Source organism: Oryzihumus sp., from assembly GCF_036391795.1.
GTDB lineage: Bacteria > Actinomycetota > Actinomycetes > Actinomycetales > Dermatophilaceae > Oryzihumus.
In genome coordinates, this window is record NZ_DASVZH010000063.1 from 1 (window position 1) to 12,807 (window position 12,807).

General features: G+C 73.2%; 11 protein-coding genes and 1 pseudogene. 5 read left to right on the top strand and 7 right to left on the bottom strand.

All coding sequences use genetic code 11. From position 1 onward, the window contains the following. Nucleotides 1–364: pseudogene (locus VF825_RS03505) on the bottom strand (hypothetical protein); the annotation flags it as partial. Nucleotides 365–566: 202 nt separating this feature from the next. On the opposite strand from VF825_RS03505, the gene VF825_RS03510 reads away from it, so the two are divergent. After that, the gene (locus VF825_RS03510) at nt 567–2,051 is read left to right on the top strand and encodes a S8 family peptidase (protein ID WP_331110193.1); all 1,485 of its coding nucleotides are present in this window, start codon (nt 567–569) and stop codon (nt 2,049–2,051) included. A 72-nt stretch (nt 2,052–2,123) separates the two neighbouring features. On the opposite strand, the gene VF825_RS03515 is transcribed toward VF825_RS03510, so the two are convergent. After that, on the bottom strand, nt 2,124–3,053 hold the full coding sequence (locus VF825_RS03515) for a hypothetical protein (RefSeq protein ID WP_331110195.1): 930 nt from the start codon (nt 3,051–3,053) through the stop codon (nt 2,124–2,126). Between the two features lie 153 nt (nt 3,054–3,206). Between VF825_RS03515 and acs the strand changes: the two genes are divergently transcribed. Further along, nucleotides 3,207–5,171, top strand: a complete 1,965-nt coding sequence (gene acs / locus VF825_RS03520; RefSeq protein WP_331110197.1) for an acetate--CoA ligase — start codon at nt 3,207–3,209, stop codon at nt 5,169–5,171. Here acs and VF825_RS03525 read toward each other — a convergent pair. After that, nucleotides 5,151–5,990 (bottom strand): glycerophosphodiester phosphodiesterase family protein, encoded by an 840-nt coding sequence (locus VF825_RS03525; RefSeq protein ID WP_331110199.1) that lies wholly within the window; start codon nt 5,988–5,990, stop codon nt 5,151–5,153. The genes acs and VF825_RS03525 overlap by 21 nt on opposite strands. A gap of 101 nt (nt 5,991–6,091) precedes the next feature. Continuing rightward, nucleotides 6,092–7,066 carry a pirin family protein gene (locus VF825_RS03530; protein ID WP_331110202.1) on the bottom strand — a complete coding sequence of 325 codons (975 nt, stop codon included), beginning with the start codon at nt 7,064–7,066 and terminating at the stop codon, nt 6,092–6,094. A gap of 97 nt (nt 7,067–7,163) precedes the next feature. On the opposite strand from VF825_RS03530, the gene nhaA reads away from it, so the two are divergent. From nhaA to VF825_RS03545, 3 genes are read left to right on the top strand one after another with little or no spacing between them, the layout of a single operon-like run. Beyond that, entirely contained in the window at nt 7,164–8,498 is a 1,335-nt protein-coding gene (gene nhaA, locus VF825_RS03535) for a Na+/H+ antiporter NhaA (protein ID WP_331110204.1), read from the top strand. A gap of 55 nt (nt 8,499–8,553) precedes the next feature. Beyond that, nucleotides 8,554–8,997, top strand: a complete 444-nt coding sequence (locus tag VF825_RS03540) for a phage holin family protein (protein ID WP_331110207.1) — start codon at nt 8,554–8,556, stop codon at nt 8,995–8,997. A gap of 45 nt (nt 8,998–9,042) precedes the next feature. After that, complete coding sequence (locus VF825_RS03545; protein ID WP_331110209.1) at nt 9,043–9,975, top strand: alpha/beta hydrolase; 933 nt, start codon at nt 9,043–9,045, stop codon at nt 9,973–9,975. A gap of 22 nt (nt 9,976–9,997) precedes the next feature. On the opposite strand, the gene VF825_RS03550 is transcribed toward VF825_RS03545, so the two are convergent. The 3 genes from VF825_RS03550 to nth are packed head-to-tail and all read right to left on the bottom strand — an operon-like array spanning nt 9,998 to nt 12,563. Further along, complete coding sequence (locus VF825_RS03550; protein WP_331110211.1) at nt 9,998–11,209, bottom strand: MarP family serine protease; 1,212 nt, start codon at nt 11,207–11,209, stop codon at nt 9,998–10,000. Beyond that, nucleotides 11,206–11,901, bottom strand: a complete 696-nt coding sequence (locus tag VF825_RS03555; RefSeq protein WP_331110213.1) for a CoA pyrophosphatase — start codon at nt 11,899–11,901, stop codon at nt 11,206–11,208. Before VF825_RS03555 ends, VF825_RS03550 begins: the two co-directional genes overlap by 4 nt. After that, a complete protein-coding gene (gene nth / locus VF825_RS03560) occupies nt 11,898–12,563 on the bottom strand; it encodes an endonuclease III (RefSeq protein ID WP_331110214.1) in 666 nt (221 codons plus the stop codon). Before nth ends, VF825_RS03555 begins: the two co-directional genes overlap by 4 nt. Between the last annotated feature and the right edge of the window lie 244 nt (nt 12,564–12,807).

A 12,807-nucleotide genomic window follows, 5' to 3' on the forward strand; every position in this document is an offset into this window, starting at 1 on the left:
CCGCGACGTGCAGCCGGGCCAGCGCCTGCAAAGGGGCCGACCCCACCAGACCGCGCACGTGCTCGGTCTCGGCGGTGGCCTGGACCACCCCGCGCAGCGCCTGCTCCAGCGGGTCGGGCTCGGTCGGCCAGGCCAGCGCGCCGCGCATCAGGTCGCGCACCACGGCGACGTCGACCTCGGCACCCTCCAGGGCGGCACTGGCCCGGGCCCCGCGGACACGGGACTCGGCCGCCGCCTCGGGGATCCGCCGGCGCAACGCCTGGTGCCAGCGCAGCTCGGTGCACGCCTCACGGGCGGCGGTGGTGGCATCGTCCACCCCGGGCAGGGCGGCGAGCGCGGCGAGGGAGTCGGCAGGTCCGGGCACGGCCACGAGCCTAGGGTTCGACCCAAGACCGGCCCGCACCGACCGGTGGGCTGACTGCCACCCCCGCGCGGTGGTGGTTCAAGAGTTGGTCAGGAAGCGATGGGTGGACACCCACGCGCGCCCCCGGCGACCTAGGGTCCGAAACGGGCCTTGCGGACATACCGGAAGCGGCCCGACCCAGCCCACGATGACCGGAGTGCCCATGTCACCTCGTTTGTCCCGTCGCCCCGCGACGCTGGCCGCCACCGCGGCGCTCGCGCTGACCACGTCCCTGCTCGGAGCCGGCCTGGCGCAGGCCTCGCCCACCGCCGACCAGCCCACCTCGACGCCCGTGCCGATCGCCACCCCCGACGGCATGCTCATGAGCTACCTGCTCAACGCCAAGGAGGCCAACCCCGGCCAGACCCTGCTCGTCGAGCGGGCCGTGCGGGCCGCCGGCGGCACCGTCGTGCAGTCCTGGCCGCAGATCGGCGTCGTCGTCGCCCACTCCACCCGCTCGGCGTTCCGCGCCGACGTCGTGCGCCTGGCCGAGGGACACGCCGTGGAGTCGGTCGGCGCCACCCGGACCGTCGCGGTCAAGGAGGGCACGCCCGGCAGCAGCGCCGCGACGTCCCGGCACGCGTCCGCCGGCCAGCTGAGCACCGGCGACGCCCAGGACGCGGGCCCGGCGACGGACCCGCGCGAGTCCGAGCAGTGGGACATGGCGATGATCAAGGCGGACCGGGCCCACCAGGTCACCGACGGCTCCCGCAGCGTGCTCGTCGGCGTCCTCGACAGCGGCATCGACGCCAGCCACCCCGACCTCAAGGCCAACATCGACGCGGCCGACTCGGCCAGCTGCATCGGCGCCGGCAAGCCGGACACCACCCCGAGCAGCTGGCTGCCCACGACCAGCGGCCACGGCACCCACGTCGCCGGGACGATCGCCGCGGCCCGCAACGGGATCGGCATCGTCGGCGTCGCACCGAACGTGCGCCTCGCCTCGGTCAAGGTGGTCAGCGACGACGGCTACATCTACCCCGAGTACGCCGTGTGCGGCTTCATGTGGGCCGGCCTCAAGCACATGGACGTGACCAACAACAGCTACTACGTCGACCCGTTCCAGTTCTACTGCGACGACCAGCCCGACCAGGCCGCCGCGATGGAGTCGCTGCGCCGGGCCGTGGCGTGGTCGGAGAAGGAGGGCGTGGTCAGCGCCGCGGCAGCGGGCAACAGCAACTACGACCTCGCCCACAAGACGACCGACAGCACCAGCCCCGACGACAGCACGCCGGTCACCCGGACGATCAACAACGGCTGCCACGACATCCCGACCGAGCTGCCGGGCGTCGCCACGGTCTCGGCGCTGACCTCGACGACGGACAAGGCGGGCTACTCCAACTTCGGTGAGGGCGTCATCGACGTCGCGGCACCGGGCTCGCGGATCCTGTCGACGTGGCCCGGTGGCGGCTACGCCCTGCTCAGCGGCACCTCGATGGCCTCCCCGCACGTCGCGGGCGTCCTCGCGCTGCTGAAGTCCACCCACCCCGACGCCACGCCCGCCCAGCTCATCGCGATGCTGCGCGGCGAGGCCGACGACCACGCGTGCCCGACGGACACCCGCTGCACCGGCAGCACCGACGACAACGCCTTCTACGGCGAGGGCATCGCCGACGCCCTCGACGCGGTGACCGCGCACGCGGGCTGACCCACCCGGCATACCGGCTGCGGGCCGCGTCCCCTGAGGGGCGCGGCCCGCGTCGTGCCTGCGGTATGCCGGTCAGTCGCCTTCGGGGGCCGGCTCGCCCTTGCCGGCGGCGGGCTTGCGCGCCGGGAGCGGGAGCTTCGCGGCGCGGTCCATCAGCGTCGGCCACACGACCCGCCAGACGAGGACCACGGCGGCGAGGAACATCGCCGGCCACAGGAAGTCCCAGGCATTCGAGGCCAGGGCCGACCACGCGGTGCGCAGGAAGTCGGTCATCGCCCCCAGCACCAGCTGCCGGGTGACCGCGTGGCCGCCGGGGTGGCGCAGGGTCTCCGCGCCGTAGCGCAGCGTCTGCTGGGCGAGCTCGACCAGCCAGAACCAGAGCACGAACAACGGCCACAGCAGCACGCCGGTCCACCGGCGCCACGCGATGAGCACCAGCAGGGCCGCGACGAGCACCCGGCCGAGCCAGGTGCCGCCGTCCCCCAGCTGCAGCAGGGTCACCAGCAGGCCGGTGACCGGGGCGAGCGCCAGCACGCCGATGAACCCGAGACGTTGCGGCCCGCGTGTGGCGACGACCCCGAGCGCCAGGCCGAGGACCGCGGCCAGCCCCACGGTGACGAGCATGATCTTGCGTTCGGTCGGGTCCGCGACGACGACGCCCGGAGCGACCCGCAGCGTGAACCAGAGCGCGACGCCGTAGCCCAGGAGCACCGAGAGCAACGCCGGCCCGGCCCGGCGCAGCACGACCATGACCACGATCGAGGCGCCGACGGAGCCGAACACCGCGAGGCTGAACTGGGTCAGCAGCACCGGCAGGTGCGGCGGCCAGACATCGGTGTTGCCGGTCAGGGACGAGCGCGTCGAGGCCAGGAACGCCAGCGCCCACCACCCCCAGGCCAGCACCAGCACCGCCACGACCCCGAGCACCCGCGGCAGCCACGAGAACTGCTCGCGCACCTGCCCCACCAGCGTCGCGGCAGTCCCTCTCGTCCGCTCCGTCATGGCGCGAGGCTACCGGCAGGCGGAACCAGCCAGCATGGGGCGGCGCACCGGGCGACGCACCGGCCCCACGCGCCACATCCCGACATCGGTTGAAGCCGCACGCCCAACGGGGTTGAGTGTCGTCGTACGCGCCTTGATCCCCAGGAGGACCTCGTGACTGACCCGACGCCATCGACCCCGACGCAGAGCCGCACGTTCAGCCCGACCCCGGAGTTCACGGCGCAGGCCAACGGTGAGGCCTCCCTCTTCGACCAGGCCGCCGACCACGAGGCGTTCTGGGCCGAGCAGGCCCACCGTTACGTGTCCTGGGACAGGGAGTTCGACACGACGCTGGACTGGAGCGGCGCGCCGTTCGCGAAGTGGTTCGTCGGCGGGCAGCTCAACGTGGCCCGCAACTGCGTCGACCGGCACGTCGAGGCCGGACACGGCGACCGGGTCGCGATCCACTTCGAGGGCGAGGGCGGCGACACCCGCACGATCACCTACGCCGAGCTGCTGCGCGAGGTGTGCAAGGCGGCCAACGCCCTGGAGTCCCTCGGCGTGCGCAAGGGCGACCGGGTCGCGATCTACATGCCGATGATCCCCGAGACGGTCTTCACCATGCTGGCCTGCGCCCGCATCGGCGCACCCCACTCGGTCGTCTTCGGCGGGTTCTCCGCCGACGCGCTGCGCACCCGCATCGCCGACGCCCAGGCCCGGGTCGTGGTCACCACCGACGGGCAGTTCCGCCGCGGCAAGCCGGCGCCGCTCAAGCCGGCCGTCGACGAGGCGGTCAGCGGCGGCGACTCCCCGGTCGACAAGGTCCTCGTCGTGCGGCGCACCGAGGCCGAGGTCGCCTGGGACGACGCGCGCGACGTGTGGTGGCACGACGTCGTCGACAGCGCCGGCGACCAGCACGAGGCGCAGCCGCACGACAGCGAGCACCCGCTGTTCATCCTCTACACCAGCGGCACCACCGGGAAGCCCAAGGGCATCTTCCACACCAGCGGCGGCTACCTGACCCAGACGGCCTACACCAACGCCGTCGTGCACGACGTCCACCCCGAGACCGACGTCTACTGGTGCACCGCCGACGTGGGCTGGGTGACAGGCCACTCCTACATCGTCTACGGCCCCCTGGCCAACGGCGCGACGCAGGTCCTCTATGAGGGCACCCCGGACACCCCGCACCAGGGCCGCTGGTGGGAGATCGTGCAGAAGTACGGCGTCTCCATCCTCTACACCGCGCCCACCGCGATCCGCACGTTCATGAAGTGGGGCGAGGACATCCCGGCGCAGTACGACCTGTCCTCGCTGCGGCTGCTCGGCTCCGTCGGCGAGCCGATCAACCCCGAGGCGTGGCTGTGGTACCGCAAGAACATCGGCGGCGACCGCGCCCCGATCGTCGACACGTGGTGGCAGACCGAGACCGGCGCGATCATGATCAGCCCGTTGCCCGGGGTCACCGACCTCGAGCCCGGCTCGGCGCAGCGCCCGATCCCCGGCATCAGCGCCGAGATCCTCGACGACGAGGGCCAGCCGCTGCACGACCCCGAGGCCGTCGGCTACCTCGTGCTCACCAAGCCGTGGCCGGCGATGCTGCGCGGCATCTGGGGCGACCAGGAGCGATACAAGGAGACCTACTGGAGCCGGTTCGGCGAGAAGTACTACTTCGCCGGCGACGGCGCGAAGTACGACGCCAACGGCAACATCTGGCTGCTCGGGCGCGTCGACGACGTCATGAACGTCTCGGGCCACCGCCTGTCCACCGCCGAGATCGAGTCGGCGCTGGTGTCGCACCCCAGCGTCGCGGAGGCCGCGGTCGTGGGTGCCACGGACGAGACGACCGGTCAGGCGGTGTGCGCGTTCGTCATCCTGCGCAGCGACGCCCGCGACGAGGGCGAGGCCACGGTGCAGGAGCTGCGCAACCACGTGGCCAAGGAGATCGGTCCGATCGCCAAGCCGCGCCAGATCATGGTCGTGGCCGAGCTGCCCAAGACCCGCTCGGGCAAGATCATGCGCCGCCTGCTGCGCGACGTGGCCGAGAACCGCGAGGTCGGCGACGTCACGACGCTGGCCGACTCGACGGTCATGGACCTGATCAAGACCGGCCTCTCCTCAGGCTCCTCCGAGGACTGACCCGGCAGCACCACCCGGTATGCCGCGTGCGGGCGTCCGCACGCGGCATACCTGCGCCTGGGGCATGGGGGCCCACTGCTCGCGCGCGATGAGGACCTCCCGCAGCAGGTCGGGCCGGTCGGTGATCAGCCCGTCGACGCCGAGGTCGAGGAAGCGGCCCATCGCGGTCGGGTCGTCGACCGTCCACACCACGACCCGCACCCCGAGGTCGTGGGCCATCTGCACGAGCCGCGCGACGAACACCGGCACCAGGCCCAGGCGCACCGGCACGTGGGCGAACGACCCGGTCGCCACGGCGCGGGGCGGCCGGACGCCGGCCCGGGCGCAGGCGACCAGCGTGGTCAGCGAGCGCCAGCCCAGGGCTGTCGTCACCGCCGGCACCTCCCGCTGGACGAAGCCCAGCCAGCCGTCCCACGCGCCGGCGACGCAGACCCGCTCGGCCACCCCGGGCCGGCGCAGGACCTGCACCAGCGGGGCGATCGCCGCGGCGTCCTTGAGGTCGACGGTGAACCGCGCCTCGGGGAAGGCCTCCAGCGCCTCGACCAGCGTGGGCACCTGCTCGACCCCGGCCACCCGCAGCGAGCGCACGCCGCGCACCGTCCGGCTGGAAACCCGGCCCCGGGCCGCGGTCACCCGCTCCAGGGTCTCGTCGTGGAAGCAGACCAGGCCCCCGTCGGACGTGGGCCGCAGGTCGGTCTCCAGGTAGCGCACACCCAGGGCGGTCGCCCGGGCGAACGCCGCCAGCGTGTTCTCCGGGGCCAGGCCCGCTCCCCCGCGGTGCGCGATCGCCAGCGGGCTCGTCTCTACGCCGTAGGACATGCCCCCACGGTGACCGGCGCAGGTGTCCTCCAGGCGTCAGGACGGTGGCGGCGGCGGGAGGTTCACGCAGGCTTCAGCGCGCGGCCACCGGGCAGGCGCCGTCAGGCCACCCGACCGCGGGGGCGCAGCCGCACGTTCGGCAACTCCGGCGCGGACAGCCGCTCCGGCCCGGGGTAGTGCGACACCTCGCCGAACCGGTCCTCGTGGCCGTTCCACTGCCGGCGGGCCTCCTCGATCTCCTCGTGGGTGCGGCCGACCAGGTTCCACCACATGACGATCTCCTCCTGGAACGGCACGCCGCCGAGCAGCAGCACCCGCGCGTCCGCCGACAGCGCGAGGTCGAGCTCGTCCCGCTGCAGCCCGACGTAGAGCGCCTGCCCGGCCTCGACCACCATCCGCCCGACCCGGGCCTCCCCGGCGAGCGGGATGAGCATGTGCTCGTATGCCGGGTCCAGCGGCAGGCGCCCGGCCCGCCTCCCCGGGGCGGCCGGCGCGAGCTCGGCACCGAGCAGCGGGGTCACGCCCTGAGTCGGGGAGACCACGTCACCCAGCGTGCCGATGAACACCTGGGCGCGCAGGCCGTCGACCTCGAGCACCGGCGCCGGCTCGTGCAGGGTGAACGCGCGCCCGTCGTGCCGGGCGTGCTCGGGCAGGGCGACCCACAGCTGGGCGCCGTGCAGCACCGGGCCGTGGTCGGGCGGGGAGTTCTCGGAGTGGGCGATGCCGTGCCCGGCCGTCATCACCGCGACCCGGCCGGGCTCGACCAGTGCGGTGGTGCCCAGGCTGTCGCGGTGCAGCACCGTGCCCCGGACCAGCCAGCTGACGGTCTGCAGCCCCATGTGGGGGTGCGGCGGCACCGACATGCCCTGCTGGCCGCGCACGTCGGTGGGGCCGTAGATGTCGGCGAAGCACCACGCCCCGACCATCCGCCGCTCGCGGTGCGGCAGCAGCCGCAGCACCTCGTTGCGGGGGCTGATCATGGCGTGGATGGCGTCGTAGCGCTGGAGCACGAGGCCGGGACTGGACTCCCGGTCGGGGCACCCGGCATACAGGTCGGCGGTGGCCACGTTGCTCATGGCAGCAACGGTATGCCCGCCACCGATAAACTGGCTGTGGTGCGCCGGGAAGCCTGGTCGGCATTGCTCATCGACCCCTGATGCGGAAGGCCACACCGTGACCACTCCCCCGCTCCGCCCGCGGCTCCTGCGCCGCTCGACGTGGCCCGAGGTCCAGCGCGTCACCGCCGCCCTGCGCACCGAGACGGTCGGCGGCATCCTGCTGCTGGTCGCCGCGGTGGTCGCCATCGTCTGGGCCAACAGCCCGTGGAACGAGGCGTATGCCGCGCTGCGGGACCTGCGCGTCGGCCCGGCGTCCCTGCACCTCGACCTGAGCCTGGCGCAGTGGGCCTCCGACGGGCTGCTCGCGGTGTTCTTCTTCGTCGCGGGGGTCGAGCTCAAGCGCGAGTTCGTCGTCGGTGACCTCGCCGACCCGGCCAAGGCGGCCCTGCCGATCGCGGCCGCGCTGTGCGGGGTTGCCCTGCCCGCCGTGCTGTTCACGCTCACCTCCCGGGCGGTCGGCCCGGTCGGCGGGGACGTGCTGCGCGGGTGGGCGGTGCCGACCGCGACCGACATCGCCTTCGCCCTGGCGGTCCTGGCGGTGATCAACACCCACCTGCCCTCGGCGCTGCGCTCGTTCCTGCTCACCCTGGCCGTCGTCGACGACCTCGTGGCCATCACGATCATCGCGCTCTTCTACACCGACCACCTCGACGTCCCCGCGCTGCTGCTGGCGCTGGTCCCGCTGGCGCTGTTCGGGTTCCTCGTCCACCGGCGGGTCGACCGCTGGTGGCTCCTGGTGCCCGTGGCGGTCCTCGCGTGGGCCCTGGTGCACGCCAGCGGCATCCACGCCACCGTCGCCGGCGTGACCATGGGGCTGCTCGTCCCGGTCCGGACCGGCCCCCGGGACCCAGCCGGACGGCATACGCTCGCGGACCGGTTCGAGCACCGGTTGCGGCCCTTCTCCGCCGGGTTCGCGGTGCCGGTGTTCGCGTTCATGGCCGCCGGGGTGAGGGTCGTCGGCGGCGGCCTCGGCGACGCCCTGGGAGACCCGGCCGCCATCGGGGTCGTGGTCGGGCTGGTCCTGGGCAAGATGCTCGGGGTGTTCGCCGGCACGTGGGGCTTCGCCCGGTTCACCCGGGCCGAGCTGGACACCGACCTGGCGTGGGCCGACGTGTTCGGGCTGTCCCTGCTGGCCGGGATCGGCTTCACCGTGTCGCTGCTCATCGGCGAGCTCGCCTACGGGCCGGGCTCCCCGCGGGACGAGCACATCAAGCTGGCGGTGCTGGCCGGGTCCCTGACCGCCGCCGTCGTGGCCACCGTCGCGCTGCGCCTGCGCAACCGGCACTACCGGCGGCTGTGCGAGGCCGAGGAGCTCGACGCCGACCACGACGGGGTCCCCGACGTCTTCGCGAGCTCGCCGGACCGCGCCGACGGGGCTCCGGGCCGATAGGGTCGTGGCGTGTCAGGGGGACTCCCCAGGGGCACCCACCACGGAGGTGACATCGATGACGGCCACCAGCAACGGCCCCACGGCGACCGGCAACGTTCCCGCGGCCACCGGCAACGGTCCCACCGAGCGCACGCTGGGCCAGCTCGTCGCGAGCGCGACCCAGGACCTGTCCGCCATCGTGAAGAGCGAGATCGACCTCGCCAAGGCCGAGATCACCGCCGACGCCAAGAAGGCCGGCTCCGGGGCGGCGCTCGTGGCCATCGCCGGGGTGTTCGCCTTCCTCGCGCTGATCCTGCTGCTCATCTCAGCGGCCTACGGCCTGGTCGCGGCAGGCCTGTCCCCGTGGCTGGCGTTCCTCATCGTCGCCGTCGCGCTGCTGGTCATCGGCGCCATCTGCGTGCTGGTCGCCAGGTCGGCGTTCGAGAAGATCCAGGGCAAGCCCGAGCGGACCATCAAGTCCACGCAGGACACCATCGCCGCGATCAAGCCCGGCCACTGACCTGCCCTGTTCCTCCTCCGACCCACCCGAAGGCCTGACCGCACCATGAGCAACGACGCGTCGACCGTGCTCATCGACGGCCCGTGGGAGCACCGGTTCGTCGCCGCGAACGGCGCCCGGTTCCACGTGGCCGAGACGGGCGACGGTCCGCTGGTGCTGCTGCTGCACGGGTTCCCGCAGTTCTGGTGGGCGTGGCGGCACCAGATGACGGCGCTGGCCGAGGCCGGCTACCGCGCGGCGGCGATGGACCTGCGCGGCTACGGCGGCTCGGACAAGCCCCCGCGCGGCTATGACACCTTCACCCTGGCCGCCGACGTGGCCAGCGTGATCCGCTCCCTCGGCGAGACCGAGGCGGTCGTCGCCGGGCACGGCTGGGGCGGGTGGATCGCCTGGTCCATGCCGACCCTGCAGCCCTCGGTGACCCGGGCCGTCGCGGCGGTCGGCATGCCCCACCCGCTGGTGCTGCGCCGCGCGTCGTTCACCGACCCGGGCCAGATGCGCGCCAACGCCTACCTCGGCGGCCTGCAGCGCCCGTTCGTGCCCGAGCGGCAGATGACCAGGAGCCCGGGGTACGTCGAGCGGCTGCTGCGGCACTGGTCCTCCCCCGAGAACGCCTGGCCCAGTGACGAGGAGGCCGAGCGCTACGGCGAGGCGATGGGCATCCCGTTCGTGGCCCACTCCGCGGCGGAGTACTACCGCTGGGTGGTCCGCTCCCAGCTACGCCTGGACGGACGACGGTTCGCCGCCCGGCTGCGCCGGCCGGTCGAGGTCCCGGTGCTGCACCTGCACGGCGTCGACGACGGCGCGGTCGTGGCGTCCGCGGCCACCGGGTCACGCCGTCACGTCAGCGGACCGTTCGAGGAGCACTTCCTCGCCGGCGCCGGGCACTTCCTGCCCGAGGAGGCGCCCGAGGAGGTCAACCGGCTGCTGGTGCGCTGGCTGGCCCACACCGCGGCGCCCCGCACCCCCGCCGGCTGAGCGCGACTCCCGCGAGGTCGGGTCAGCCGGCCGCGCAGCCGCCGCTGGAGACCGTCTTCGTGGCGTCCCGGCCGGCGTCGAAGACCGGCTTGGCCTCGGACAGGGTCAGCGCGTAGCCGGTGACGTCGTCGTCGAGGGACTTGGCGAACACCACGCCCACGAGCTTGCCCGAGGGGTCGAGCAGCGGGCCGCCGGAGTTGCCGGGCTCGACCCGCGCGTACAGCGAGTAGACCTGACGCACTGTGCCCGGATCACCGTAGATGTCGGCGCCGCGGGCGCTGAGCACGTCGCGGATGCGGGCGGCGTCGACGCGGTAGGGCCCGTCGAGGGGGAAGCCGGCGACGGCGGCGCCCTCACCGCGGCCGAGGGCGGCGCCGGTCCTCAGCGGGGCGGCGGCCAGGCCCGGCACGTCGAGGACGGCGAGGTCGCGCTTGGGGTCGAGCAGCACGATGTGCGCGACGTAGGAGCGGCCCGACCCGCCGATGCGCACGTGCGGCTCGTCGACACCTGCGACGACGTGGGCGTTGGTGATCACGTGCTGGGGCGCGTAGACGAAGCCGCTGCCCTCCTGGCCGCGGTTGCACGCCTCGGCGACCCCGGTGATCTTGACGATCGACCCTGCCACCGCGGAGATGGCCCTGCCCTTGGCGATGCCCTCGTCCGGCGGGGCGATGGGGATGATCGGCTCGGCGCCGACGCCCTCGAACACCCGCGGGAAGCCCTCGCGGTCGAGCACCCCGCGGAAGCCGGCGAACAGCCGGGAGGTCTGCGGCGGCACGACCCGGTCGATGACCTGCAGGATGCGGGACTCGCCGATGGCGCGGGCGATGGGGGCCGGGGCCCCACCGCGGACGGCGCCGGCAATGAACCACACCAGCACCGACACGGCGACGAGCACGGCGACCGACCCGAGCGCCGAGTCGACCTTGCGCGCCTGCTCGCCGTGCACCTGGGAACGCATCCGCGAGCCCAGGTTGACCGCAACCGCCTGACCGACCGAGGCCAGGACGAAGACGCCGAAGACGAGCACCCCCGTGCGCAGCACGGCGACCTGATCCACGGCGTCCCAGTGCTGCATGAGCATCGGCAGCAGCCACATGCCGACGGCCCCTCCGACGAGGAAGCCGACCAGCGACATGACGCTGATGACGAAGCCCTGGCGGTAGCCGGTGATGGCGTAGCTGACCAGCACCACCGCCAGAAGCAGGTCGACCACGGGCAGGAAACCGATCACGTCGCGCTTTCCTCGGGGTTTGGGCGCCGCCACTCCCGGGTGAAGCGCTCGGGCAGCGGGCGTCGCTGGTCGCGGTCCCAGTCCTGCTCCAGCCCGGCGAGCTGGAGGACGGTGGCCAGCAGGTTGGCGGTGAACCCCCACACGAGCAGCCCGTCGACGTCGAAGGCCGGGCCGACGAAGCCGCTGGGGTGGGTGACGGTGAACCGGCGCGCGGGGTCGGTCAGCTCGACAAGAGGGGCGCGCACCACGCGGGCCACCTCGAGGTCGCTGACCGTGTCGATGTCGTGCGGGTCGGACCACCATGCCAGGACGGGGGTCACCACGAAGTCGCTCGGTGGCAGGTAGAGGGCCGGCAGCTCGGCGACCACGTCGACGCCGGAGGGGTCGAGGCCGACCTCCTCGCGGGCCTCCCGCAGCGCCGCGCTGACCGGGCCCTCGTCGTCGGGGTCGAGCGATCCCCCGGGGAAGGACACCTGCCCGGCGTGGGAGCGCATGCCGTGGTGGCGCTCGGTGAGCAGCACGTCCTCACCGCCGAAGGGCGAGGGCCCGAACAGCATGAGCACGGCGGACTGCCGGCCACCCTCGTCCGGGGGGAGGAACCGGCTGAACCGCTCGGCGGGGGTGTCGGCCAGGGTCCGGACGAGGTGGGTCATCCAGGCCGGTCGCGGGGAGCCGGCGACGGGAACGGTCACGAGGCGTCCGGGGCGAGCTCGAACTTCAACAGCTTGGCGGCCTTGACGGGGTCGGTCTCGCCCTCGCCGTAGGAGGGGCACCAGCGCGCGATCGGGCAGGCGCCGCACGCGGGCTTGCGCGCGTGGCAGGTGCGCCGGCCGTGGAAGATCACGACGTGGGACAGCATCGTCCAGTCCTTGCGCGGGATGAGCGCGCCGACAGCGTGCTCGATCTTGACCGGGTCTTCCTCGGTGGTCCAGCCGAACCGGCGGGAGAGCCGCGCGAAGTGGGTGTCGACGGTGATGCCCGGCACCCCGAAGGCGTTGCCCAGCACCACGTTGGCGGTCTTGCGTCCGACGCCCGGCAGAGTCACGAGGGACTCCAGCCTGCCGGGCACCTCCCCGTCGAACTGCTCGACCAGGGCCTGGCCCAGCTTGATCAACGCGTCGGTCTTGGCGCGGTAGAAGCCGGTCGACTGGATGATCGTCTCCAGCTCGGCCCGGTCGGCCCCGGCGTAGTCGGCGGCCGTGCGGTACTTCGCGAACAGGGTCGGCGTGACCAGGTTGACCCGCACGTCAGTGGTCTGCGCCGAGAGCACGGTCGCGACCAGCAGCTCGAGGGGGTTGGTGAAGTCGAGCTCGCAATGGGCATAGGGGTAGCGCTCCAGCAGGGCGCGGTACATCTTGCGTGCCCGTCTGGTCAGGGCCACGGGGGTCTCGACGCGGGAGTTCACGGACACGAGCCCAGCCTAGAGGGCAGCGGCGACGCGGGCTTCCCCGCGGTGGCCGCATGGCACACTGTCGGCCGTGGACAACGATGTCGTGAAGAAGGCGCCCCTTTTCGCAGCCCTCGATGACGAGGCCGCGAGCGCCCTGCAGCAGTCGATGACCTCCTCGCGCCTGGAGCGCGGCGACATCCTCTTCCAC